29 protein-coding genes and 1 tRNA gene are annotated in these 24,062 nt (G+C 61.4%); 18 read left to right on the top strand and 12 right to left on the bottom strand.

Annotated features, from left to right (window positions below; all coding sequences use genetic code 11):
- Nucleotides 1–5: 5 nt before the first annotated feature.
- The 4 genes from lysA to argH all read right to left on the bottom strand — a co-directional run bounded on the left by lysA (nucleotide 6) and on the right by argH (nucleotide 3,219).
- On the bottom strand, nucleotides 6–1,271 hold the full coding sequence (lysA, locus tag G568_RS0105630) for a diaminopimelate decarboxylase (RefSeq protein ID WP_026757111.1): 1,266 nt from the start codon (nucleotides 1,269–1,271) through the stop codon (nucleotides 6–8).
- Between the two features lie 69 nt (nucleotides 1,272–1,340).
- Entirely contained in the window at nucleotides 1,341–1,655 is a 315-nt protein-coding gene (locus G568_RS0105635; protein ID WP_026757112.1) for a DUF2834 domain-containing protein, read from the bottom strand.
- Nucleotides 1,655–1,831 (bottom strand): hypothetical protein, encoded by a 177-nt coding sequence (locus G568_RS20485; protein ID WP_169576944.1) that lies wholly within the window; start codon nucleotides 1,829–1,831, stop codon nucleotides 1,655–1,657. Before G568_RS20485 ends, G568_RS0105635 begins: the two co-directional genes overlap by 1 nt.
- Nucleotides 1,828–3,219: an argininosuccinate lyase gene (argH, locus tag G568_RS0105645; protein ID WP_026757113.1), complete on the bottom strand. Its 1,392-nt coding sequence runs from the start codon at nucleotides 3,217–3,219 to the stop codon at nucleotides 1,828–1,830. The genes G568_RS20485 and argH overlap by 4 nt, the downstream gene beginning before the upstream one ends.
- A gap of 21 nt (nucleotides 3,220–3,240) precedes the next feature.
- Here argH and G568_RS0105650 point away from each other — a divergent pair, with 21 nt between their 5' ends.
- Nucleotides 3,241–3,849: a TlpA disulfide reductase family protein gene (locus G568_RS0105650; protein WP_026757114.1), complete on the top strand. Its 609-nt coding sequence runs from the start codon at nucleotides 3,241–3,243 to the stop codon at nucleotides 3,847–3,849.
- Between the two features lie 148 nt (nucleotides 3,850–3,997).
- Here G568_RS0105650 and rpsU read toward each other — a convergent pair whose 3' ends face one another.
- Complete coding sequence (gene rpsU, locus G568_RS0105655) at nucleotides 3,998–4,204, bottom strand: 30S ribosomal protein S21 (protein WP_009806335.1); 207 nt, start codon at nucleotides 4,202–4,204, stop codon at nucleotides 3,998–4,000.
- A 116-nt stretch (nucleotides 4,205–4,320) separates the two neighbouring features.
- Here rpsU and G568_RS0105660 point away from each other — a divergent pair, with 116 nt between their 5' ends.
- Together G568_RS0105660 and G568_RS0105665 are read left to right on the top strand one after the other, a co-directional pair.
- Entirely contained in the window at nucleotides 4,321–4,998 is a 678-nt protein-coding gene (locus G568_RS0105660; RefSeq protein WP_026757115.1) for a COQ9 family protein, read from the top strand.
- A gap of 19 nt (nucleotides 4,999–5,017) precedes the next feature.
- A complete protein-coding gene (locus G568_RS0105665; RefSeq protein ID WP_026757116.1) occupies nucleotides 5,018–5,875 on the top strand; it encodes a branched-chain amino acid aminotransferase in 858 nt (285 codons plus the stop codon).
- Between the two features lie 82 nt (nucleotides 5,876–5,957).
- Here G568_RS0105665 and G568_RS0105670 read toward each other — a convergent pair.
- Together G568_RS0105670 and G568_RS0105675 are read right to left on the bottom strand one after the other, a co-directional pair.
- Nucleotides 5,958–6,033 (bottom strand) — tRNA-Ala (locus tag G568_RS0105670).
- A 109-nt stretch (nucleotides 6,034–6,142) separates the two neighbouring features.
- Nucleotides 6,143–6,466 carry a TIGR02300 family protein gene (locus G568_RS0105675; protein WP_026757117.1) on the bottom strand — a complete coding sequence of 108 codons (324 nt, stop codon included), beginning with the start codon at nucleotides 6,464–6,466 and terminating at the stop codon, nucleotides 6,143–6,145.
- 114 nt (nucleotides 6,467–6,580) lie between these two features.
- Here G568_RS0105675 and G568_RS18355 point away from each other — a divergent pair, with 114 nt between their 5' ends.
- The 3 genes from G568_RS18355 to G568_RS0105695 are packed head-to-tail and all read left to right on the top strand — an operon-like array spanning nucleotide 6,581 to nucleotide 9,138.
- Nucleotides 6,581–7,273: a M48 family metallopeptidase gene (locus G568_RS18355; protein WP_037373740.1), complete on the top strand. Its 693-nt coding sequence runs from the start codon at nucleotides 6,581–6,583 to the stop codon at nucleotides 7,271–7,273.
- 33 nt (nucleotides 7,274–7,306) lie between these two features.
- Nucleotides 7,307–7,954, top strand: a complete 648-nt coding sequence (locus G568_RS0105690) for a GntR family transcriptional regulator (protein ID WP_026757120.1) — start codon at nucleotides 7,307–7,309, stop codon at nucleotides 7,952–7,954.
- Nucleotides 7,951–9,138, top strand: coding sequence for a cation:proton antiporter (locus G568_RS0105695; RefSeq protein WP_026757121.1), 1,188 nt, complete (start codon nucleotides 7,951–7,953; stop codon nucleotides 9,136–9,138). The genes G568_RS0105690 and G568_RS0105695 overlap by 4 nt, the downstream gene beginning before the upstream one ends.
- Before the next feature lie 19 nt (nucleotides 9,139–9,157).
- Here the strand turns inward: G568_RS0105695 and G568_RS0105700 are convergent, their stop codons facing one another.
- Both G568_RS0105700 and G568_RS0105705 read right to left on the bottom strand, forming a co-directional pair.
- Entirely contained in the window at nucleotides 9,158–10,120 is a 963-nt protein-coding gene (locus G568_RS0105700; RefSeq protein WP_026757122.1) for an acetyl-CoA carboxylase carboxyltransferase subunit alpha, read from the bottom strand.
- Nucleotides 10,121–10,217: 97 nt separating this feature from the next.
- Nucleotides 10,218–10,817 carry a LysE family translocator gene (locus tag G568_RS0105705; protein WP_026757123.1) on the bottom strand — a complete coding sequence of 200 codons (600 nt, stop codon included), beginning with the start codon at nucleotides 10,815–10,817 and terminating at the stop codon, nucleotides 10,218–10,220.
- 64 nt (nucleotides 10,818–10,881) lie between these two features.
- Between G568_RS0105705 and G568_RS0105710 the strand changes: the two genes are divergently transcribed.
- The 3 genes from G568_RS0105710 to G568_RS0105720 all read left to right on the top strand — a co-directional run bounded on the left by G568_RS0105710 (nucleotide 10,882) and on the right by G568_RS0105720 (nucleotide 13,885).
- On the top strand, nucleotides 10,882–11,343 hold the full coding sequence (locus G568_RS0105710) for an Lrp/AsnC family transcriptional regulator (protein ID WP_037373760.1): 462 nt from the start codon (nucleotides 10,882–10,884) through the stop codon (nucleotides 11,341–11,343).
- Nucleotides 11,344–11,525: 182 nt separating this feature from the next.
- The gene (locus G568_RS0105715) at nucleotides 11,526–13,016 is read left to right on the top strand and encodes a SulP family inorganic anion transporter (RefSeq protein ID WP_026757125.1); all 1,491 of its coding nucleotides are present in this window, start codon (nucleotides 11,526–11,528) and stop codon (nucleotides 13,014–13,016) included.
- A 14-nt stretch (nucleotides 13,017–13,030) separates the two neighbouring features.
- Nucleotides 13,031–13,885 (top strand): universal stress protein, encoded by an 855-nt coding sequence (locus tag G568_RS0105720; RefSeq protein WP_026757126.1) that lies wholly within the window; start codon nucleotides 13,031–13,033, stop codon nucleotides 13,883–13,885.
- Between the two features lie 8 nt (nucleotides 13,886–13,893).
- Here G568_RS0105720 and G568_RS0105725 read toward each other — a convergent pair whose 3' ends face one another.
- Nucleotides 13,894–14,211 carry a DUF1244 domain-containing protein gene (locus G568_RS0105725; RefSeq protein ID WP_026757127.1) on the bottom strand — a complete coding sequence of 106 codons (318 nt, stop codon included), beginning with the start codon at nucleotides 14,209–14,211 and terminating at the stop codon, nucleotides 13,894–13,896.
- An 18-nt stretch (nucleotides 14,212–14,229) separates the two neighbouring features.
- Entirely contained in the window at nucleotides 14,230–14,403 is a 174-nt protein-coding gene (locus G568_RS0105730; protein WP_211222239.1) for a hypothetical protein, read from the bottom strand.
- Nucleotides 14,404–14,659: 256 nt separating this feature from the next.
- On the opposite strand from G568_RS0105730, the gene pyk reads away from it, so the two are divergent.
- The 8 genes from pyk (at nucleotide 14,660) to G568_RS0105770 (ending at nucleotide 22,228) form a co-directional block, all read left to right on the top strand.
- Nucleotides 14,660–16,105 (top strand): pyruvate kinase, encoded by a 1,446-nt coding sequence (gene pyk, locus G568_RS0105735; protein ID WP_026757129.1) that lies wholly within the window; start codon nucleotides 14,660–14,662, stop codon nucleotides 16,103–16,105.
- 35 nt (nucleotides 16,106–16,140) lie between these two features.
- Entirely contained in the window at nucleotides 16,141–16,365 is a 225-nt protein-coding gene (locus tag G568_RS0105740; RefSeq protein WP_026757130.1) for a hypothetical protein, read from the top strand.
- 114 nt (nucleotides 16,366–16,479) lie between these two features.
- Complete coding sequence (gene rpmI, locus G568_RS0105745; protein WP_026757131.1) at nucleotides 16,480–16,680, top strand: 50S ribosomal protein L35; 201 nt, start codon at nucleotides 16,480–16,482, stop codon at nucleotides 16,678–16,680.
- Nucleotides 16,681–16,692: 12 nt separating this feature from the next.
- Nucleotides 16,693–17,055 carry a 50S ribosomal protein L20 gene (rplT, locus tag G568_RS0105750; protein ID WP_026757132.1) on the top strand — a complete coding sequence of 121 codons (363 nt, stop codon included), beginning with the start codon at nucleotides 16,693–16,695 and terminating at the stop codon, nucleotides 17,053–17,055.
- 141 nt (nucleotides 17,056–17,196) lie between these two features.
- Nucleotides 17,197–18,270, top strand: coding sequence for a phenylalanine--tRNA ligase subunit alpha (gene pheS, locus G568_RS0105755; protein ID WP_026757133.1), 1,074 nt, complete (start codon nucleotides 17,197–17,199; stop codon nucleotides 18,268–18,270).
- 112 nt (nucleotides 18,271–18,382) lie between these two features.
- Complete coding sequence (gene pheT / locus G568_RS0105760) at nucleotides 18,383–20,782, top strand: phenylalanine--tRNA ligase subunit beta (RefSeq protein ID WP_026757134.1); 2,400 nt, start codon at nucleotides 18,383–18,385, stop codon at nucleotides 20,780–20,782.
- 30 nt (nucleotides 20,783–20,812) lie between these two features.
- Complete coding sequence (locus tag G568_RS0105765; protein WP_026757135.1) at nucleotides 20,813–21,265, top strand: YtoQ family protein; 453 nt, start codon at nucleotides 20,813–20,815, stop codon at nucleotides 21,263–21,265.
- Nucleotides 21,266–21,430: 165 nt separating this feature from the next.
- The gene (locus G568_RS0105770) at nucleotides 21,431–22,228 is read left to right on the top strand and encodes a mechanosensitive ion channel family protein (protein ID WP_037373742.1); all 798 of its coding nucleotides are present in this window, start codon (nucleotides 21,431–21,433) and stop codon (nucleotides 22,226–22,228) included.
- 96 nt (nucleotides 22,229–22,324) lie between these two features.
- Here G568_RS0105770 and ald read toward each other — a convergent pair whose 3' ends face one another.
- On the bottom strand, nucleotides 22,325–23,443 hold the full coding sequence (gene ald / locus G568_RS0105775) for an alanine dehydrogenase (RefSeq protein WP_026757137.1): 1,119 nt from the start codon (nucleotides 23,441–23,443) through the stop codon (nucleotides 22,325–22,327).
- A 149-nt stretch (nucleotides 23,444–23,592) separates the two neighbouring features.
- Here ald and G568_RS0105780 point away from each other — a divergent pair, with 149 nt between their 5' ends.
- Nucleotides 23,593–24,051 carry an Lrp/AsnC family transcriptional regulator gene (locus G568_RS0105780; RefSeq protein ID WP_026757138.1) on the top strand — a complete coding sequence of 153 codons (459 nt, stop codon included), beginning with the start codon at nucleotides 23,593–23,595 and terminating at the stop codon, nucleotides 24,049–24,051.
- Nucleotides 24,052–24,062: the final 11 nt, after the last annotated feature.

Consider the following 24,062-nt stretch of genomic DNA (forward strand, 5'->3'; position numbering starts at 1 on the left):
TGGCATCACACCCACGGTGGAATGGTATCGCGATTTATCATTTCGTCAAATGTGGGGCGCGAGCGGATGACAGCGAATTGATCGCCCTTCACCAGCACCTCGGGGACCAAGGGGCGGGTGTTGTATTCGCTTGCCATCACCGCGCCATAGGCGCCGGCCCCGCGGAACGCGACCGCATCGCCCGCTTCAAGCGGCGGCAACTGGCGCGCGCGGGCAAAGGTATCGCCTGTCTCGCAAACCGGCCCAACCACATCATAGGGCCGCTTTTCAACGCCGGGGGCTGGCTCATTCAACGGAACGATATCGTGGTGAGCATCATACATGGCGGGGCGAATCAAATCGTTCATTGCCCCGTCCAGGATCAGGAAATCGCGCCCTTCGCCGGATTTGACGTATATCACGCCCGCCACCATGACCCCCGCGTTTCCAGCGATCAGGCGACCGGGCTCGATCTCGATCTCGCAGCCGATATCGCCCAGCTCCTCGTGAATCATGCGCCCATATTCCACGGGCAGTGGCGGCGCGCTGTTTCCGTGCTCATAGGGGATGCCAAGGCCACCCCCCAAGTCCAGCCGCGAAATATCGTGCCCATCCGCGCGCAATGTGCGGGTCAGGTCCGCGACCTTGCGATAAGCCTGCCGGAATGGCTCCAGATCGGTCAGCTGGCTCCCGATATGCACATCGATGCCGACCACCTTCAAACCGGGCAAACGGGCCGCGTGGGCATACACCTCGCGTGCCCGCGATATCGGAATACCGAACTTGTTCTCGGCCTTGCCGGTGGCGATCTTGGCGTGCGTTTTTGCATCGACATCCGGATTGACGCGCACGGTGATCGGGGCAATTACGCCCATCTCGCTGGCAATGGCGCTAAGGGCCTCCATCTCCGGCTCGCTCTCGACGTTGAACTGGCGAATTCCGCCCTCAAGCGCCATCCGCATTTCCGACCGCGTCTTGCCAACGCCCGAAAACACGATCCGCTCTCCAGGAACGCCCGCGGCACGGGCGCGGGCATATTCCCCGCCCGACACCACGTCCATGCCTGCGCCAAGCCCGGCAAGAAAGGTCAAGATCGCCTGATTGCTCGCGGCCTTCATCGCGAAGCACACCAAGTGATCCAGCCCTTCAAGCGCCTCGTCGAACAGGCGAAAGTGACGCTCAAGCGTTGCCGTGGAATAGCAATAGAAAGGTGTCCCTACCTGGGCGGCTATCTCGGCAAGAGGCACGTCTTCGGCATGCAGGACGCCGTCTTTGTATAGAAAATGATCCATTCGCCCATCCCGTTTCCGCCCCGGCACCTGGCATTCAAGGTCCGGAACGGTTCATTGACCCTTGTCCACTCAGACCGGCCGCGTTCGCATAAACAGATAAAGCGGCAAACCGCAACTGACCCCGATCCCAAAGGTCGCAGGAATGGCGACAAGCGCCATCCAGTTCCGCCGCGCCGCCACCTCGGCAACGATCCAGAGCGAAAGCGCGATCGCCGCGATCGTCAAATCCCACGTCAGACCAATTGTCGATGCATTGACATACCATGCATCAATCACCCCGCTCAGCCCCGAACCCGTCTCACGCATATGCGTAACAAACCACCACATGGGATGGATCGCCCCCCATATCGCTAACCCGAGATAGGCCGTACGTAGCGTTGAGATCACAACGCCACCCCTAGCGAAAACGGTCCCTTCCGCAGGCCAACAGACGCGCCCGGTGTCACTCCGCTCGTGCCTACCGACACGCCCGCATTGAGCGACGGGCGCAGCGGCGCGCCGTCCACGCCGCACCCGCTCAGCACGGCCATCGCGATCATCAGGGAAATCAACACCTTCATTTCAACACTTCCTTCCACCGGGAAACCTGTGCCCGCACCTGCGCGGGCGCGGTTCCGCCGTAGGATGTGCGCGACGCGACGGAATTATCCACCCCCAGCACTTCGAAAACATCCGCTGTGATGCCGGCATGCACATCCTGCATTTCGGCAAGGGTCAGGTCAGGCAGATCGCAGCCTTTCGCCTCGGCCTTGGCCACCAGCGTGCCGGTGACGTGGTGCGCATCGCGAAACGGCAGGTTAAGCGTCCGAACCAACCAGTCCGCCAGATCGGTCGCGGTCGAAAATCCACTCCCGGCAGCGGCAGCGAGGGCATCGCGGTTGGCCTGCATGTCGCCAACCATTCCGGTCATGGCCGCCAAGGCCAACAACAGGTTGTCAGCCGCATCAAAGACCTGCTCCTTGTCTTCCTGCATGTCCTTAGAATAGGCGAGCGGCAATCCCTTCATCACGGTCATCAGCGCCACGTTCGCCCCGAAAATCCGCCCTATCTTGGCGCGCAGCAACTCCGCCGCGTCCGGATTGCGCTTTTGCGGCATGATCGACGATCCGGTCGACCACTTGTCGGACATCGAAACAAAGCGGAACTGCGCACTGGACCAGATCACCAACTCCTCGGCAAGGCGGCTCAGGTGCATGGCGCAAATGCTGGCGACCGACAGGAATTCCAGCGCAAAGTCGCGGTCGCTGACGGCGTCGAGACTATTTGCGCTTGGCCGGTCGAACCCCAGTGCGTGCGCCGTCGCCTCGCGGTCGATGTCAAAAGACGTGCCCGCCAGCGCCGCCGCACCAAGCGGACATTCGTTCATGCGCGCGCGCGCATCGCGAAACCGCGATAGATCACGCCCCAGCATTTCCACGTAGGCCATCATGTGATGACCCCATGTTACCGGCTGCGCCGTTTGCAGATGGGTAAACCCCGGCATGACCCAATCGGCACCCGCCTCGGCCTGCGCCAGCAAGGCCCGCAGCAACGCGGTCAACCCCTCGTCCGCGGCATCGATCTGGTCGCGCACCCATAGCTTGAAGTCGGTCGCGACCTGATCGTTGCGGGAACGCGCGGTATGCAGACGCCCGGCAGCCTCTCCGACCAGCGTCTTCAGCCGCGCCTCGACGTTCATGTGAATATCTTCAAGAGCGGTGGAAAACTCGAACCGCCCCTCCTTGATCTCTGACAAGACCGTGAGCAGGCCTTTTCGAATGGCGTCGGCATCGCTATCAGTGATGATGCCCTGTGCGGCCAACATGGCGGCATGGGCGCGCGAGCCGGCAACATCCTGCGCCGCCATGCGCCGGTCGAACCCGATCGAGGCATTGATTGCCTCCATGATCGCGTCAGGCCCGGAGGCAAAACGGCCACCCCACATCTGGTTCGAACTTGTGTCGGTCATTGAGGTCATCCTGGAGGAAACATGAAACTGTCTTTGTCCGCGCTGGTTTATACGGCGATCGGTCTTGGCGCAATTGCAGCGGCGGCTTTTGTCGTCCTGCAGTATCCCGCCGGCCAATCAGAGGAATTCGATCGTGCAACGCTCGAGTCGCTGAAAGCGGGCGATATGCAAAAGCTGATCATTCACGATACCCCGCGCGCGGCATCGGATGCCCCCTATACCAAGCAAAGCGGCGAACAGGGCCGCCTGTCAGACTATGCCGGCAAGCATGTCGTGCTTAATTTCTGGGCTACATGGTGCGCCCCCTGCCGCAAGGAAATGCCCACGCTGAGCGCCCTGCAACAAAGCATGGGTGGCGATGACCTGGCCGTCGTGACATTGGCCACGGGCCGAAATCCTCCTCCGGCCATGAAAGCGTTCTTCGACGAGATCGGAGTCGACAACCTGCCTTTGCACCGCGACCCACAACAAAAGATTGCGCGGGACATGGACGTTCTCGGCCTGCCGATCACGGTTATACTTGATCCGAAAGGGCGCGAGGTGGCGCGCTTGAAGGGCGAGGCCGACTGGAACTCCGACAGCGCCCGCGCGATTTTGTCAAACCTGACGGCCACTTCATCTAGCGAATGAAACGCCATAAAAAAATCGGACGCCCCACGATTTGGGACGCCCGATTGTAATGTTTGCTATGGCCCGACCCATTGCCAAAGTCATCTTAGGCAGGGCGGGCAGACGTTCGCATTGATCCGTCGGATCGGCAAACGCTGGTCAGGTTGCCTTAGAGCAAACCTTCGCGCTGCGCTTTCTTACGTGCCAGCTTGCGCGCACGGCGAATCGCTTCGGCCTTTTCGCGCGCTTTCTTTACGGAGGGCTTTTCGAAATGCTGCTTGAGCTTCATTTCACGAAAAACGCCTTCGCGCTGAAGTTTCTTCTTCAGGGCACGCAACGCCTGATCGACGTTGTTATCACGAACACTAACCTGCATGTGGTCTTCACCACCTTTCTAAGTTGGATTTGCAAGATTTGCAGGAGGTGGCGATATAGCAACGCGTGCCCTAAATGTCTAGGGTAGACGGGGCAAAGAAGCAGGAGTGCGCCAAGATGACCGAAACGAGCGAAAAACTCTTGGATGCCGCATTAATGCACGTGCCTTTCGACGGCTGGACCGAAGCGACATTTCGCGCTGCGGTGACTGACACAGGCACGGACATGGGCACCGCGCGCGCCCTGTTCCCGCGTGGCGGTGTTGATATGGCATTGGCCTATCACCGGCGCGGGGACGCGTTGATGGTCGAGCGCCTGGTTGCCACAGACCTTGAGAGCATGCGATTTCGGGATCGAATCGCCTTCGCGGTGCGCGCGCGCATCGAAGCCGCCGACGACAAGGAGGCCGTCCGTCGCGGTAGCGCGCTGTTTGCCCTCCCGCAATACGTCCCGGATGGCGCCCGCGCGATTTGGAACACATGCGATCTGATCTGGACGACGCTTGGCGACGGATCGGACGATTTCAATTGGTACTCCAAGCGCGCCACGCTCAGCGGCGTTTATTCCGCAACCGTCCTGTATTGGCTGGGCGATGATTCGCCGGGGAGCGAAGCAACCTGGGCGTTCCTCGATCGCCGGATCGAAAACGTCATGTCGATTGAGAAATTCAAAGGAAAATTTCGCGACTCTCCGTTTGGGCGCACGATTGGAAAAGGGCCTTTCGCGCTGCTTGACCGCATCCGCGCACCGGATCAAACCTTACGCCGCAACATGCCGGGATCGACCCGGCACTGACCAAGCGGGAGGAAGCAACATGGCCGTCGGCAAGGAAATCTGGACTTGGTATGAGGGCCGTTGGCATGAGGGCAACGCGCCGATCATCGGCGCGGCGGATCATGTCGCGTGGCTCGGAAGTCAGGTTTTCGACGGAGCGCGGCAATTCGAAGGTGTCCGCCCCGACCTGCCTCTTCACAGCGCACGGATCATCAATTCGGCACGCGCCATGGGCATGACGCCGCCGGTAGACGCGGACACCGTGCAAGAGCTGATGGAAGAGGGCTGCAAGAAATTCGCGCCCGACGCGGCCCTATACCTGCGCCCGATGATGTGGGCGCGCGAAGGCACCCCGGGCATCATTGATATCGACCCCGACAGCACCGGCTTTTCTGTCTGCATCGAGACGCTGCCCATGCCCGAACCCGGCGACTACTCGTTGACGGTATCGCCCTATTGCCGCCCGCGACCGGACATGGCGATGACCGAAGCAAAGGCGGGATCGCTTTATGCCAACAACGGGCGCATCATGGCCGAAGCGCGCGCACGGGGTTTCCACAACGCCCTGTCGCTGGACATCGAAGGGCATGTGGCGGAAACCGCGTCGACCAACGTCTTCCTGGTACGCGACGGCGAAGTCTGGACACCAGTCCCGAATGGCATGTTCTTGAACGGGCTGACCCGCCAGCGTGTGATCGCCCTGCTTCGTGAAGACGGCATCACTGTCTATGAGGCTAGCCTGACCGTCGACGATTTCCGCAATGCTGACGAGATCTTTGCCACCGGCAACATCGCCAAGGTCATGCCGGTCGCGCGCCTTGATGAGCGCACATTGCCCCCCGGCCCAATCGCCGCCCGCGCACGGCAACTCTACTGGGATTACGCCCACAGCACCTAATCGCATGCGAGGTCTCGCCCCCGATTGCCGGACAAAAATCCGGCAGCGGCGAGCCGTTTTCCTCATTTCGAGTGGGGGTATTTGGTGGAGCCTAGGGGGATCGAACCCCTGACCTCTTGCATGCCATGCAAGCGCTCTCCCAGCTGAGCTAAGGCCCCGTTTGCACCCATATCTGTTGGTGCGATTGCCGCTATCTAGGCAAAGGCGCGGGCAGGATCAAGCCAAAAATTCGGCCCGCGCCGTCTCGTGTTGATACCCGTGCGGATATCAGGTTTCCTCGTCTTCCGAGGACACATCGGCAATCTCGTCGAGCGAGACATTGCCGTCGTCGTCGTCATCCAGAAGATCATCATCCAGGTCAACATCAACGTCTTCCTCTTCGATGACGTCGCTGCTGCTTTCTTTTTCCGTGGCCTTGAGCTTCTTGGTCGCGGCATCCTCGGCATCCGGGGTCACGGCGCGGTTCTTGCCCGTTTCAAGCTCCACCACCTCGCCTGTGTAGGGGCTGATGATCGGATCGTTGTTAAGGTCATAAAACCGTTTGCCTGTTGTCGGGCAAACGCGCTTGACGCCCCATTCTTCCTTGGGCATGGGAAATCCCTCTCGCATCTCATGTCTTGTCGAAGGTCAGCGCCACCTGCCATAACGGCTTGGGCGTGTCAAAGGCTTTCGCAGGCCAGCTTCATCTTGCCCGCAGGAGGTCATATGGGCGACATAGTTCTTCCGGGCAACCCACCCGTACAAATCACCCTGCGAAGCTCGTGGCGGGCCAGGCGGCTGTCGTTGCGCGTGTCGTCCCTTGATGGACGCGTTACCCTGACAATCCCACGAGGAATAAGCGAACGCGAAGCCCTGTCATTTGCCCGCGAAAAGGAAGCCTGGCTGCGCGGGCACATGGTACAACGCCGCGAAGCAATTCGCGTTGTGCCGGAAACCGAACTGCCCTTTCGCGGCGACACCGTGCGGCTGGTACAGGGAACCCTGAGAACACCGAAGCTTCAGGGCGATACACTTCTGGTGCCTGGCCCCACAGAGACGGCAGGCCGTCGCGCCCTGGCCTTCTTGCGACACAGGGCACGCGATCATCTGGCGGCAGCTTCGGATCACTATGCCACTCTATTGGGGCACAGCTATACCCGAATCACCCTACGTGATCCACGATCACGCTGGGGATCATGCTCTTCGGCGGGGGCGCTCATGTATTCATGGCGCCTTATCATGGCCCCGGATGACGTTCTCAACTACGTTGCCGCGCACGAAGTGGCACACTTGGCCGAGATGAATCATTCCCCTGCGTTCTGGTCGCTCGTTGGCAAGATATATGGCGACACCCAAGCACCCCGCCAATGGTTGCGGGATTACGGCGTTGATCTGCACCGGTATCGCTTTGAAGATTGACCAGCGCGGCATTTTGTGATCACAACATTCGGCATGCTGATCAATCCGCGCCCAGATCCCGCGCCGTCGGCGCATGACCGCGTCTATCGCGGCTTGCGCGGGCGTATCATGCACGGCGAAATTGCACCGGGTCAGGCCATGACTTTGCGCGGGCTTGGGCAGGAGTTCGGCGTTTCCATGACCCCCGCACGCGAAGCCGTGCGCAGGCTGGTCGCCGAGGGTGCACTGACGCTGTCCGCTTCGGGCCGGGTGTCCACGCCCGAGTTGAGCAACGAGCGGATCGAGGAACTGGCTGCACTGCGCTCGCTTCTCGAAGTGGAATTGGCAAGTCGCGCCCTACCCCGTGCGCACATTGCCCTTATCGAGCGCCTTCAAACCATCAATTCCGGCGTGGGCAACATGGTCGCACGCCACGACGCGGTCGGATATATACGCGCCAACCTGGAGTTCCACCGCACTTTGTACCTGCGCGCGCAGGCGCCTGCGATGCTTGCGATGGTCGAGACGGTCTGGCTGCAAATGGGGCCGACGATGCGAGCGCTGTATGGTCGGCTGCGCCGCAAGGAACCGCCGCATTATCATCGGCTTATCATCGCCGCGCTCAAGGCCGGTGACGAGCCGGGGTTGCGGTTGGCGGTTCGCTCGGATGTAACCCAAGGCCTCAAGATGCTGGCACGATGACAGACGTCTCGCATGGCTCCCTTGATCAGCCCTTAACCCTTGTCGTGCTGGGCGCGCTGTTTTTGGCTGGATTGGCTGCGGATGAATTGGGCCGGCGCACACGTCTGCCCCGGGTAACGCTCCTGCTGGCCTGTGGCGTCATTGCCGGGGGGGCGGGGCTGGACCTGATCCCGGACGCGGTGACGAATTGGTACGGCTTCCTGTCGGCAATCGCATTGACCATGGTTGCGTTTCTTCTGGGTGGCTCCCTGACCAAAGAGAACCTTGCAAAGCACGGCCGCGCCATCCTTTCAATCTCAATCGCGGTCGTGGTGGCAACGCTGTTGGTGGTCTCGCTAGGTTTGTGGCTGGTTGGAGTGCCCCTCGAGGTTGCGCTGCTTCTCGCCGCCGTGGCAACGGCCACTGATCCCGCTGCCGTTCAGGACGCGATCAAGCAATCCAGAGCACGGGGCGGTTTCGTTGATACGCTACGCGGGATCGTTGCAATCGACGACGCTTGGGGGTTGATCATGTTTGCTTTGGCCGTGGTGCTGGCGCGCGCCATCGGCGGAACCGGCATGGAACTGGGCATGCTGCACGAAGCCGCCTGGGAACTGGGGGGCGCTGTCGTCCTTGGTTTGCTGATCGGCTGGCCCGCGGCCAAGCTGACCGGACGCGTGCGCCCCGGCGAGCCACTACGCATCGAGGCGCTTGGCATCGTCTTTGTTACCGCTGGCTTGGCCAAGTGGCTGGACGTATCATTCCTGCTGTGCGGGATGGTAGTAGGCATGGTCATCGTCAACCGCGCACGGCATCACGACAGAGCCTTTCACGAGATCGAAGACATTCAATGGCCCTTCCTGCTGTTGTTTTTCATCCTTGCGGGCGCGTCCCTGGACGCGGGGGCACTGATGGAGCTTGGCGGGATCGGGGTTGCCTACCTGGTGCTGCGGATCGTGGGCCGCATCATTGGCGGCTGGCTCGGTGGTCTGGTGAGCGGCGCAAGCCCGGCTGAGCGCCCGTGGTTTGGCGTGGCGATGCTACCGCAGGCCGGGGTGGCCGTGGGCATGGCCCTTGTCGCCACACAGGAATTTCCCGCACACAGCGACACGATCCTGACCCTGACGATTGCCACGACGGTGATTTTCGAAGCGATCGGCCCTTTGGCAACCTATTGGGCGCTAAGACACAACCGCAGAAGTTGAACGCGAGATGCCGAGAGGATCAGGCCGCGAGGCCTTTTGAGCCCAGATCAAGGTATTTGCGGCGACGCTCTTCCAACAGCTTCTTGCCGGATTTGCCGTCAAGATCCGCCAGCAACTCCTCAATAGCCAATCCAACATCCGCTATCACCGTCTCGCGGTTGCGGTGTGCGCCGCCCAAAGGTTCGGGAATGGTGCGATCCGCGACGCCCAGCTTGATCAAATCCTGCGCGGTCAATCGGAGCGCTTCGGCCGCCTCGCGCATCTTTTCCGCATCTTTCCAGAGGATTGATGCGCAGCCCTCCGGGCTGATGACCGAATAAATCGAATGCTCCAGCATCGCAACGCGGTTGGCGGTGGCGAACGCGACAGCGCCACCTGATCCACCTTCCCCGATAATGACGCTTACCATCGGCACGGAAAGTTGCAGGCACTTCTCGGTGCTGCGCGCGATGGCTTCGGACTGGCCGCGCTCTTCTGCGCCCTTGCCAGGATAAGCGCCGGGGGTATCGACCAATGTCACAACCGGCAAACCAAACCGGTCGGCAATATCCATCAACCTGATCGTTTTGCGGTATCCCTCAGGCCGCGCCATGCCGAAGTTGCGTGCGATGCGCGATTTGGTGTCGAAACCCTTTTCATGACCGATCACCATGACTGCGCGATCTCCGAGCCGTGCAAGCCCGCCCATCACCGCATGGTCATCGGCAAAGTTCCGGTCCCCCGCCAACGGCGTGTATTCATTGAACAGCGCCTCGATATAGTCCTTGCAATGGGGCCGATCAGGGTGCCGCGCGACGAGGCACTTGCGCCAAGGGCTGAGTGATTTGTACAAATCCTGCAGCATGTCGGCGGCTTTTTTGTCCAGCGCCTTCGCTTCTTCCTCGATATCCATCTCGGAGTTCTGCCGCGCCATGGCGCGCAATTCCTCGGCTTTGCCCTCTATCTCGGCGAGGGGGCGTTCAAAATCGAGGTAGTTGGTCATTGCGTCACTCCGGCCAAAGCTATGCCGCGATATATGGCTGTCCTGAACGCGGGATGCAACATCGCGTGCTCTCGGTTGCAGACTTCTTGCCGCCGTTTTAGCCCGCAGGCATCAAGACAGGGATTAGTGACGCCAGCAATAACCCGGCCATCGTCCAGTTGAACACACGCAACCGCCGCTCGTTCGCCAGGATATGGCGGAGTTGCTGCCCCATCACCGTCCAGCTGCTTGTCGAAATGACCCCCATTGCGACATACGTGCCCGCCACCCACAGAATCGCCCCTATGTCGCGGCTTGCGGCGTAGAGCGTGATTGCACCAAGCGCCATCGACCACGCCTTGGGGTTGACCCACTGAAACGCGGCTGCCTGCAAAAACGTCAGGGGCCGCCCTTCTGTCGTTGCTTCGGCGGGCGCATTTGCGTGCGCGATTTTCCATGCCAACCAGAGCATGTAGACAACCGACAGCACCTTGAGCGCGACATGCGTGACCGGCCAAAGATCGAAAACCTGCATCACGCCCAGCCCGACCGGCACGATCATCATCGGGAACCCCAACCCCACACCCAGCATATGCGGCACCGTACGGCGCAGCCCGAAATTGGCGCCCGAGGTCATCAGCATGAGATTGTTCGGCCCCGGCGTGATCACCGAGACAAAGGCGAAGGCGGCAAGCGCAAAGAAAACATCTATCGTCATGCAGACGGATTATTGCTATTTTACCGGGAATGAAATTGCAAAAATGCGGGATTTGAAGCGAACCATGCAATTTAGGAATGATATAGACGCCATTGACAGCCGAATATTGCAAGAGCTCTCACACGACGGAAGACTCAGCAACACCGTCCTGTCAGAGCGCGTGGGGCTATCCCCCTCAGCCTGCCTGCGCCGGGTGCAGGATTTGCAGCGGCGCGGCGTCATCCGCGGGTTTCGCGCCGTTCTGGAGCCGGCGGCAATGGGCGTGGGGTTTCTGGCCTATGTCACTGTGGGGCTGAACGCGCATAACAAATCCGCACAAGAGGCGTTCGAGCGCGCCATGGATCACGCCCCCGAGGTGCGCGAATGCCATAATATCACTGGCGCGGTTGAATACCTCTTGCGGATCGAGGTCGCAGACATGGCCGATTACAAGCGGTTCCATACCGACGTGCTGGGAACCCTGCCGCAGGTGAACGCGATCACCTCCTACGTGGTGATGGGTTCGCCCAAGGACGAACGCGCCTGATCACTTCCCGGTTGCAGCAGTCGGCTCCGCTATGTACAGCGGCGCGCAGTCGACTACTGCCCGGTCGCGCCGTTTGGCGGTCTTGAAGACGCCGACACAAAGCCGGGCGACACCACAAAACAGCACAAGCCCCCGCTCGCCGGCCCATGGCAGAGCGCGAGGCCAGTTATTCGGGTACCGCCATGATCTCGCTCTCCGCCTACCGCCAGCAGTGGATTGGCAATGTCCGCGGTGACATCCTTGCCGGCCTTGTCGTCGCGCTTGCCCTGATCCCCGAGGCGATCGCATTTTCGATTATCGCCGGCGTTGATCCAAAGGTGGGGCTGTACGCGTCATTTTCGATTGCGGTGCTGGTCGCGATCACTGGTGGGCGACCGGGAATGATTTCGGCGGCGACGGCAGCGACTGCGGTTCTGATGGTGACATTGGTCAAGGACTATGGCCTGCAATACCTCTTGGCAGCCACCGTGCTAGCCGGGCTATTGCAGATTGGCGCGGGTCTGCTCAGGCTGGGCTACGTGATGCGGTTCGTATCGCGCTCGGTCATGACGGGGTTCGTCAACGCGTTGGCGATCCTCATATTCATGGCGCAGCTGCCAGAACTGGACCCTCGCGCCGTGCCGATGCTGACTTATGCGTTGGTCGCGGCTGGATTGGCCATCATATACCTGTTTCCGCAAATCACCCGCGCGGTGCCGGCCCCCCTGATTGCGATCGTGGCATTGACCGCGGCCGTCATGCTGTTCGGCTGGGATGTGCGAACGGTTGGCGACATGGGCGAGTTGCCGGACGCATTGCCGGTTTTCCTTCTTCCAGAGGTGCCGCTGACGTTTGACACCCTCAGGATCATCTTCCCCTACTCCGTCGCCGTTGCCGTTGTGGGCCTTCTGGAAAGCCTGATGACCGAGCAAATCGTGGACGACCTGACCGACACGAACAGTGATCGAAACCAGGAATGCATCGGACAGGGGATTGCCAACACCGCGACCGGGTTCATCGGCGGCATGGCGGGGTGCGCGATGATTGGCCAATCGATCATCAATATCAAATCCGGCGGGCGGGGGCGGCTGTCCTCTTTTTCGGCCGGTGCGTTCTTGTTGTTCATGGTTGTTGTTCTTGGTGATCTGGTCGCACAGATCCCGATGGCGGCACTGGTCGCGATCATGATCATGGTTTCCATCGGCACGTTTTCATGGTCATCCCTGCGCAATCTGCGTGATCATCCCCGATCAAGCTCGGTGGTTATGCTGGCAACGGTGTTTTTCGTGGTCTACACCCACAACCTTGCCATTGGCGTGCTGGTCGGTGTTCTTTTGTCGGGAATATTCTTTGCAGGGAAAATCGCACAGCTCTTTGCCGTGAACAGCACCATCACTTCGGACGGGCGCCACCGCACTTACCAAGTCGAAGGGCAGCTATTCTTTGCCAGCGCTGAGGACTTCATGAAGGCATTCGACTTTCGTGAAGCCCTGGAGAAAGTCACCATCGATGTCAGCCGCGCGCACATATGGGACATCTCTTCGGTTGCAGCGCTGGACATGGCCGTGCTCAAGTTCCGCCGCGAGGGCGCCGAGGTGGATCTTGTAGGTATGAACAGGGCATCCGAGACGATCGTCGACCGCCTCGCCATTCACGACAAACCGGGCGCCATGGACAAGCTGATGGGCCATTGAAGGAGCACGATCCAATGAGCGACAAGATACTGGCCTTGATTGACGGCTCGGCCTATTCCGAAAGCGTCTGCCATCACGCGGCCTGGATCGCGCAGCGTACGGACGCGGCGATTGAGCTTTACCACGTGCTTGGACGGCGCGAGGCCCAAAGTGCCGGTGACCTAAGCGGGGCAATCAAGTTGGGCGCGCGCAGCAGGTTGCTGGAGCAACTCAGCACGCTGGACGAACAGCGCGCCAAGCTGGCCCAGGCCCAGGGACGCGCCATTCTCGAGGACGCCAAGGCACTGATCGAGGCACAGGGCATAAGCGAAGTCGCGACACGCCTGCGCCACGGCGATATCGTGGAGACCATTGCCGAGAAAGAAGCCGAGGCCCAGATGATCGTCATCGGCAAACGCGGAGAGGCCGCGGATTTTGCCAAGCTGCATCTTGGCTCAAACCTCGAACGGATCATCCGCGCCTGTCACAAGCCGGTTTTCGTCGCCTCCCGCGCGTTTCGTCCGGTGCACCGGGTGCTGATCGCCTTTGACGGCGGCGTATCCGCCATGCAAGCGGTTGATTACGTGGCGCGCGACCCGCTGTTCAGCGACTGCGACGTCGTTGTCCTCACGGTCGGGACGCCGTCCGACACGTTGCGGCGGGGCCTTGAGGACGCGCGCGCCACGTTGGCCGCAGGTGACCACGACGCGCAGGCCCGCATTGTCGAGGGGCAACCCGAGACCGTATTGGGTGAATTCGTCAAGACCGAAAACATGGATATGCTGGTGATGGGCGCCTACGGGCATTCCCGCATCCGCAGCCTTGTCATCGGGTCCACGACTTCGGAAATGATCCGTACCTGCCTCGTGCCCGTCTTGCTGATGCGGTAACCCCCGCGTCAGCTACCCTCGCTGCCGACGTTTCGCGCAAACGCGTCACGGAATTCCGCCTGCTTTTCCGGACTTGCCTCGCTCTGGTGCTGCTCTTTCCATTCATCGTAGGGCATGCCGTAGAAAATCCTGCGTGCCTCATCCTTGGTCATGGTGATGCCGCGCGCATCGGCCGCTTCCTGGTACCATCGGCTCAGGCAATTGCGGCAGAACCCGGCCAAGTTCATCAGATCAATATTCTGAACGTCAGGGCGATCATACATCAGGTGTTGCCGCAACCGGCGAAAGGCGGCCGCCTCCAGTTCCGTTCGAGTCGCGTCGTCCATTGGTATCCCTCCCTATGTTCACAGCCCCGTGCGCACCAGCGCTTTGGCCAGGACCGGCGCCAGGTGATTGGCCCACACCTTTGGGTGCGCGGCATTCTCAATCAGGTCATAGCGCGGTTCAACCAGTATGTTGGCCCGCTCCCACTCTCGCCGCCCCGATAGCATAGGCGATGTCGCGCGCCATATCGACATCGGACAGCCGCTGACGAATAGCGGCGCCATACTGTGGCATGATCGCAAGGCACCAACCATCGCCCGCATCGATCGGCGCCGAACATGTAAAACGGATCTTGTGTCATGGAAATTCCCAATACTTTTTGCGAGGATTAGGGACAAACCGCGCCGGAATGGAACCATTGCCGAAACAGCGAAAATACGCGATAAGGCCGCCGAGCAGTCGTTACCGCTAACACTGCGATTGAATGCCGCCGCAACAAGGGATGACGACATGAGACGCTTTCGAAACGTAAAGATTGTGGCGACGCTTGGCCCGGCCTCGAACGACTATGACACGATAAAGATGCTGCATGAAGCTGGCGCAGACGTGTTCCGCCTGAATATGAGCCACGGCGACCACGAAGAGATCCGCGCGCGGCACGAGATAATCCGCCGGGTCGAGCAGGACCTGAACAGCACGATCGGCATTCTGGCCGATCTACAAGGGCCCAAGCTGCGCGTGGGGACCTTCGCCAATGACGAGGAAACACTGGAAGAGGGCGCCACCTTTCGCCTTGATCTGGACCCGGCCGAGGGCACCAATGCGCGCGCTTGCCTGCCGCACCCCGAGATTTTCGCCGCTATCGAACCGGGCACACGTGTCCTGATCAACGATGGGAAAATCACCCTCAGGGTCGATAGCTGCGGCCCGGATTTCGCCGATTGCGTCGTGGTCAACGGCGGCACGATTTCCAACCGCAAAGGGGTCAACGTGCCCGATGTCGTCCTGCCGCTCGCCGCGCTGTCGGACAAGGATCGCAGTGATCTGGAGTTCGTCTGCGACCTGGGCGTGGACTGGGTTGCACTCAGCTTTGTACAGCGCCCCGCAGATGTCGAAGAGGCACGCGCGCTGGTGGGAGAGCGCGCAGCGGTTCTGTCCAAGATCGAGAAGCCCGCAGCCGTGAAATGCTTTGACGATATCCTCGCGGTCAGTGACGCGATCATGGTGGCACGCGGCGATCTGGGCGTGGAACTGCCTGTGCAAAACGTGCCGCCAATCCAGAAACGCCTTGTTCGCAAGTGCCGCGCCGCGGCCAAACCCGTGATCGTGGCCACGCAGATGCTGGAATCCATGATCGAATCGCCGATGCCCACCCGCGCCGAAGTCTCGGATGTGGCCACCGCAATCTACGAAGGCGCCGACGCGGTCATGCTATCGGCCGAGTCCGCGGCAGGGAGCTACCCTATCGAGGCGGTTACGACGATGGACAACGTCGCCCGCGAAGTCGAGGAAGACACGACCTATCGCGAAGTGATCGAGGCAAGCCGCCGCGCCGATCGCACCACCGTCGCCGACGGGATCGTCGCCGCGGCGCGCGAGATTGCCGAAACCACCGAAATCACTGTGATCTGCTGCTTCACTCATTCCGGGACGACCGGGCTATTGATCGCGCGCGAACGCCCCCGCGTGCCGATCATCGCGATGACCCCGATACGTAGCACCGCCCGCCGTCTTGCACTGACATGGGGCGTCAATTGCGTGATCACCGACGAGCTGGAGCGGTTCAAGCAGGCCGTCGTCAGCGCCGCCCACGCCGCGCGCGAGGGCGGGTATGCCACCGAGGATGATCAGATCCTGGTGATCGCCGGGGTGCCATTCAACGTACCGGGCACGACGAACATACTACGCGTTGCCCCTTGCGCCGAACGATTGATTTACGCGTCCGATCCGGAGTAGTCTGGCATACCCTCGGCTGTCTGAGGAATGACTCAATGGATAATGATGTCCTTCTTGTCACCGGCCTGATCCTGGCGGTATTCGCGATTACATCCGCGATACGCTCTTATTCGGATGGAGAAACGCCACGCGGCGCGGCAGTAGTGATGTTGGCCGGGGGCGCAATGGTGGCCTGGGCCCTGTCGCAGAACCCGGGAGGGTACACCGTTCAGGACATTCCGCGCGCCTTCATTCGGGTTCTGGCCATGATAATCGGCTGAATTCCCCCTTGTCAGCGCCCCCTACCCGGCGTATACGCCGCACTCGTCTGCGCGGCCGGCCCGAAGTGGCATGCCGAGTCGCGTAAATCCGAACCGATCTGAGAGGAGACGGAAATGCCCAAGATGAAGACCAAATCGAGCTGCAAGAAGCGGTTCAAGGTGACGGCCTCCGGTCGCGTCCTTCACGCCCAGGCGGGTAAGCGCCACGGCATGATCAAGCGCACCAAGAAGTTCATCCGCAACGCGCGCGGAACCACTGTCATGTCGACGGCAGACGAGAAAATCGTCAAGTCGATGATGCCCTACGACCGCTAAGGAGGAGCCACAATGTCCCGAGTAAAAGGTGGAACAGTCACCCACTCCCGCCACAAGAAGGTCGTCAAGGCCGCGTCCGGTTACTATGGCCGCCGCAAGAACACCTTCAAGGTAGCACGTCAGGCCGTAGACAAGGCCAACCAATACGCCACGCGCGACCGCAAGAACCGCAAGCGGAATTTCCGCTCGCTGTGGATTCAGCGGATCAACGCCGCCGTGCGCGCCCACGATGAATCGCTGACCTACTCGCGCTTCATCAACGGCCTGTCGCTCGCCGGTGTCGAGGTGGACCGCAAGGTTCTGGCCGACCTGGCCGTGCACGAGCCCGACGCATTCGGCGCGATCGTTGATCAGGCCAAAGCCGCCCTCAACTGATCCGGATCGCACCGCCAACGCATTTGACGCGGGTCCCCCGAGGGGCCCGCGTTTTTTCTTATTTGCGGGCAGTCGCGCCGCCCACCCTTGCGCCCTGCGGCGCTTGTGGGTAGCAAGCCACGGAACCTGACGGAGTAAGCCATGGACCAGCTGCGGGACAAGTACATCACCGCCATAGCCAACGCCGCCGACGAGGCTGCGCTTGAAGATCTGCGCGTGCAGGCGGTTGGCAAGAAAGGTGAGATCAGCCTGAAGATGCGGGAACTCGGCCGCATGACGCCAGAGGAACGCCAGACGGCCGGTCCGGCGCTGAACGCGCTCAAGGACGAGATCAACTCGGCGATCGCGGCGAAACGCGCGGCGTTGGCCGATGCCGCGCTGGATGAACGGCTGCGCGGCGAATGGCTGGATGTCACGCTCCCTGCGCGGCACAAGCGGCGCGGAACCGTGCACCCCGTCAGCCAGGTCACCGAGGAAGTGACCGCGATCTTCGCCGACATGGGCTTTGCCGTGGCCGAGGGGCCGCGCATCGATACCGACTGGTATAATTTCGACGCGCTCAACATCCCCTCGCACCACCCCGCGCGCGCCGAGATGGACACCTTCTACATGCACCGCGCAGAAGGTGATGATCGCCCGCCTCACGTCCTGCGAACCCATACCAGCCCGGTGCAGATCCGCACGATGGAGGCCGAGGGCGCGCCGCTGCGCGTGATCTGCCCCGGCGGCGTTTACCGCGCCGACTATGACCAGACGCATACACCGATGTTCCACCAGGTCGAGGGGCTGGCGATCGACCGGGATATCTCGATGGCGAACCTGAAATGGGTGCTTGAAGAATTCTTTGCCGCCTTTTTCGAGATCGACGGCATCAAGACACGGTTCCGCGCCTCGCACTTCCCCTTCACCGAGCCATCGGCCGAGGTGGATATTCAGTGTTCGTGGGTGGACGGGCAGTTGCGCATCGGCGAAGGCGACGACTGGATGGAGGTGCTGGGCTCCGGCATGGTCCACCCCAAGGTGCTGCGCGCCGGTGGCATCGACCCCGACGAATGGCAGGGCTTTGCGTTTGGCATCGGGATCGACCGGCTGGCGATGCTGAAATACGGCATCCCCGATCTGCGCGCGTTCTTCGATTCCGACCTGCGCTGGCTGCGCCACTACGGCTTTGCCGCGCTGGATGTGCCCACGCTGCACGGGGGGCTGAGCCGGTGAATGCTGTCTTGCTCTTTCAGGGGGCACCCACCCATTTCCGCAGTCGCTGCGCAACTGGTGCGGCGCATACGGGCTCGTCCGTTTTCATCTGTCCGTCCTCGGAGGCCGCAATATGAAATTCACCCTCTCCTGGCTGAAGGATCACCTCGACACCGAGGCGAGCCTCGATGAAATCACCTATGCCCTGACCGATCTGGGGCTGGAAGTCGAAGGCGTCGAAAACCCTGCCGCGCGGTTGTCCGAGTTTACCATCGGCAAGGTCGTATCGGCCGAAAAACACCCCGACGCAGACAAGCTGAAGGTTTGCCAGGTGCAGACCGATGCCGGCATGTCGCAGATCATCTGCGGCGCCCCGAACGCGCGCGAGGGTATCACCGTGGTGATCGCCAAGCCCGGGGTCCACGTGCCCGGCATCGACACCACAATCGGCGTCGGCAAGATCCGCGGCGTTGAGAGCCACGGCATGATGGCCTCGGAACGCGAGCTGGAACTCAGCGACGAACACGAAGGCATTATCGAGCTACCCTCGGGCGAGGTGGGTGAGACGTTCACCGATTGGCTGGCCGCGAACGATCCGGCCAAGGTGGACCCGGTGATTGAAATCGCGATCACCCCCAACCGCCCCGACGCGCTTGGCGTGCGCGGCATCGCACTGGATCTGGCGGCGCGGGGCCTCGGCACGATGAAACCCGCCCAAACGGCGCATGTCGCAGGCGACGGCCCCTGCCCGATCACCGTGACGATTGACGACGACACCCGGCAAGACGGCTGCGAAGTGTTCGCCGGGCGCCTGATCCGGGGTGTGAAGAATGGCCCGTCCCCCCAATGGCTACAGGACCGGCTGCGCGCCATCGGCCTGCGCCCGATCAGCGCGCTGGTGGATGTGACCAACTTTTTCACCTTCGACCGCAACCGCCCGCTGCATGTGTTTGACGCCGACAAGGTGCAGGGAAACCTGCGCATTCACCGCACACAAGGCGGTGAGACGCTGACCGGGCTGGACGAAAAGGACTACACCTTCGATGCGGGCCAAGTCGTGATTTCCGACGACAACGGCATTGAGAGCATCGGCGGCATCATGGGTGGTCTGGCGACCGGCTGCACCGGGGAGACGGTGAACGTGTTCCTTGAGGCGGCCGTGTGGGAAACCGTGCAGATCGCGATGACCGGCCGCGCGCTCAAGATCAACTCGGACGCGCGCTATCGCAATGAACGCGGCATCGACCCGGCCTTCAACATGGAGGCGGTCGAACTGGCCACTCAGATGATCATCGACTTGTGCGGCGGCACTGCCTCCGACGTGACCGTTGCCGGCGAAGTGCCCAACGTCTCGCGCAGCTACCGCCTTGACCCCGCCCGGGTTCAAAGCCTCGTGGGCATGGAAATCCCCGAAGCGGAGCAGCGCAAGACACTGGAATCGCTGGGATTCAAGCTTGAGGGCGACATGGCCTGGGTGCCCTCGTGGCGGCCCGATGTGCAGGGCGAAGCGGACCTTGTCGAAGAGGTGGCGCGCATCGCGTCGCTTACCAGGCTTGAAGGCAAGCCCCTGCCGCGCGCCACGATCGGCGTGCCCAAACCAATCTTGTCCCCGATGCAAAAGCGCCAACAGGTTGCGCGGCGCACGGCGGCGGCTTTGGGTTACAACGAGTGTGTCTCCTACACCTTCATTGACCATACCGCAGCGCAGCTATTTGGTGGCGGCGATGATGCGACCATGCTGGAAAACCCGATCTCTTCGGAGATGAGCCACATGCGTCCTGATCTGCTTCCGGGACTGTTGCAGGCCGCCGCGCGCAACCAGGCGCGGGGGCTGAACGATCTGGCGCTGTTCGAGGTCGGCCCCGCCTTTCATGGCGGCGAGCCGGATGAGCAGCATTTGCAGGTGGCTGGCCTTTTGGTCGGGCGCACCGGCCCGCGCGACGTGCATGGGGCCTCGCGCCCCGTTGACCTGTTCGATGCCAAGGCCGATGTCGAAGCGCTATTGTCCGCCCTTGGCGCGCCCGCCAAGACGCAAGTGCTGCGCAATGGGCCCGGCTGGTGGCATCCGGGACGGCATGGCGCCATCTGCCTTGGACCAAAGAAACAGCTGGCCATTTTCGGCGAAATCAACCCGCGTGTCCTGTCAGAACTGGATGTGAAGGGGCCCGCCGTGGCGTTTAGCGTCTGGCCTGCTGAAATACCGGCGGCGCGGCGAAAGGCGACAACGCGGCCGGCATTGGAATTGCGCGACCTACAAGCGGTGGATCGCGATTTTGCCTTTATCGTGGATGCGGACGTCGAGGCGCTGACCCTGGTCAATGCGGCGGCTGGCGCAGACAAGACCCTGATTGAGAACGTCCACGTTTTCGACGAGTTCATCGGCGGCAGCCTGGGCGAAGGGAAGAAATCCATCGCGATCACAGTGCGCATGCAACCCACTGAAAAGACACTGAAAGAAGCCGACATTGAAGCCGTAGGCGCAAAGGTGGTCGAGAAAGTTCAGAAGGCCACCGGCGGCGTGTTGCGCGGCTAAGGCTGGCGAGGTTACGAAAGGGAATTCTTGATGCTCAGGGTATATCTCTCCGGTGAAATCCACACCGATTGGCGCGAACAGATCATTGACGGGGCGAAAGGTCTGGACGTGGCATTCGACGCGCCCGTGACCGACCACGCGGCGAGCGATGATTGCGGCGTGGCGATTCTGGGCGCCGAAGCGGACAAGTATTGGCACGACCACAAGGGGGCAATGATCAATGCCATCCGCACCCGCAAGGGGATTGCCGAGGCCGATGTCGTTGTCGTGCGTTTTGGCGAAAAGTACCGCCAGTGGAACGCCGCCTTTGATGCAGGGCAGGCTGCCGCGCTTGGCAAGTCATTGATAATACTTCAACAACCCGAGCATGATCACGCCCTGAAAGAGGTGGATGCCGCCGCCTTGGCCGTGGCGCGGGAGCCGCGGGAGGTGGTCGAGATCCTGCGCTATGTATTGACCGGCGCGCTGCCTGACCAAGGGTGATTCGCAGTTGGGGGCGCTGCCCCCGCCGCGCGTGCCGCGCGGCCCCCCGGGATATTTAGGGCCAGAAGGAACACCGGTTTTTTCTAGTGTCCGCAGGGATTTGCGTGTCAGATATGGATCTTGGGCACCTCTGTGGAGGTGCGCGCGAACACGAGGAGCATATCAATGATGGAACAACTTGGCGGCTATGCGCCGTTTGCATTCAACGTGATCAAGGCGATTGTCGTTCTCATCGCCGGATGGGCAGCGGCAGGTATGATCAGCGGCATGCTGCGGCGCCGGATCAATGCCACACCGCGGATCGATCAGACCCTTGGGAATTTCGTCGCCTCCATCGTCAAGTGGGTGATTTTGCTCATGGTTTTGGTGGCGGTGCTTGGTCTTTTCGGGATAGAGGCGACCAGCCTGGTCGCGGTGATAGGCGCGGCGACGCTGGCAATAGGGTTGGCGCTGCAGGGGACTTTGAGCGACCTGGCGGCGGGGGTCATGCTGGTGGTGTTCCGGCCCTACAAGCTTGGCCAATACGTGAGCATCGGTGGCACGGCGGGGACGGTGCAGGACCTCAACCTGTTTTTCACCGAACTGGTCACGCCGGACAATGTGCAGATCATCATTCCAAACGGGCAGGCCTGGGGCGCGATCATCACCAATTACTCGGCCCATGACACCCGGCGCTGTGACCTGACTTTCGGCATCGATTATGATGATGATGCCAACAAAGCTATGGAAATCATTACGAAAATTGCCAGCGACGATCCGCGCGTTCATGCCGAGCCGGAGCCATGGGTGCGGGTGACGAACCTTGGCGACAGCTCGGTCGATCTGACGGCGCGGCTGTGGTGTGACGCGGGCGATTATTGGCCGTTGAAGTTCGACTTGACCAAGACGGTGAAAGAGGCGTTTGACGCGGGCGGCATCACCATCCCGTATCCGCACAGCGTCGAGATCAAGAAGACGAAATAGGCGCGCCGCGAGCCGTACAATAGTCAAGGGCCGGAACGTACACTCCGTACGTTTCGGCCCTTGAACCCGCGCGTTGTGAACAAGTGGTTAAAGGCGTCAGCCCTTGATCACTTTTTGCGGCGACACGACGTCGATTCCGAGCGCCTTGCCAACCGCGTAGTAGGTGAGTTGCCCTGCATGCACATTCAGCCCCTCAAGCAGGTGCGGATCGTCGGCGCAGGCCTGCTTCCAACCCTTGTCGGCCAGCGCCAGCATGAACGGCATGGTGGCATTGCCAAGCGCGATGGTCGAGGTGCGCGCCACGGCGCCCGGCATGTTGGCGACGCAGTAATGCATCACGCCGTCCACCTCGTAGATCGGGTCCTGGTGGGTGGTGGCGTGCGAGGTCTCGAAACACCCGCCCTGGTCGATGGCGACATCGACCAGCGTGGCACCGGGTTTCATCGACGAGAGCTGTGCACGGGTCACCAGCTTGGGCGCGGCGGCGCCGGGGATCAGGACCGCGCCGATCACCATGTCGGCGCGCGGCAGCAACTCTTCGACCAGGCCGGAGGAGGAATAGCCGGTCTTGAAGGTGCCGCCGAACACGTCGTCGAGATAGCGCAGGCGCGGGAGGGAGCGGTCAAGCACCGTCACCTCCGCCCCCATGCCCGCGGCGATGCGCGCGGCGTGGGTGCCGACGACGCCGCCGCCGATCACCACGACGTTTGCGGGCGGAACGCCCGGCACACCGCCCATCAGCACGCCGCGCCCGCCATTGGCCTTTTGCAGGGTCCATGCGCCGACCTGCGGCGCCAGACGGCCCGCGACCTCGGACATGGGCGCCAGCAGGGGCAGGCCGCCATTGTCATCGGTGACGGTTTCATAGGCGATGGCGGTGCAGCCGGAGGCAAGAAGATCGCGCGTCTGCGCCTCGTCCGGGGCGAGGTGGAGGTAGGTAAACAGAAGCTGCCCCTCGCGGAGCATCTTGCGCTCGCCCGCTTGCGGTTCCTTGACCTTGACGATCATGTCGGCGGTTGCAAAGACCTCTTCGGCGGTGCCAAGGATGCGCGCGCCCGCAGCGATATAGGCGTCATCGGCGAAGCCCGAGCCATCGCCGGCGCCGGTTTCAATCAGGACCTCGTGACCGTGGTTCACGGCCTCCTGCGCGGCATTCGGCGTCATACCGACGCGGAATTCCTGCGGTTTTATTTCCTTTGGGCATCCAATCTTCATTTGGGTCTCCTCCACGTTTCAAAATCGCCTATATTTTAGGCATATTAGCGCATGCGCCGTGAAAAAGGTTTGAAATTTGCCTCGTCAAATGGGTTAATATGTGAATATTCTTCGCAAGATATGACAAATACCAGAAGGTTCGTGCGCATATGGCCCTTGATCCGACAGATCGGCGCATTCTCAGGGAATTGCAGAAACGGGGGCGTATGTCCAACGCCAACCTGTCCGAGGCTGTGAACCTGTCGCCCAGTGCCTGCCACAGGCGGGTGCAACGGCTGGAGTCGGAGGGATATATCCGCGATTACGTGGCGCTACTGAACGCGCGCAAGATGGGCATGGCGACGACCGTTTTCGTCGAGATCACCCTGTCGGGCCAGGCGGACGAGGTTTTGGACGCGTTCGAGCGGGCGGTGACACGCATTCCCGATGTTCTGGAATGTCACCTGATGGCGGGCACGGCGGATTACATCCTGAAGGTGGTGGCCGAGAACACCGAGGATTTCGCCCGCATCCACCGCCAGCACCTGTCGCGCCTGCCCGGCGTGGTGCAGATGCAATCGAGCTTTGCGCTGCGGACGGTGTTCAAGACGACGGCGCTACCTGTTTGAGGACGCGAAAA

The organism is Sediminimonas qiaohouensis DSM 21189 (genome assembly GCF_000423645.1).
Classification (GTDB): domain Bacteria; phylum Pseudomonadota; class Alphaproteobacteria; order Rhodobacterales; family Rhodobacteraceae; genus Sediminimonas; species Sediminimonas qiaohouensis.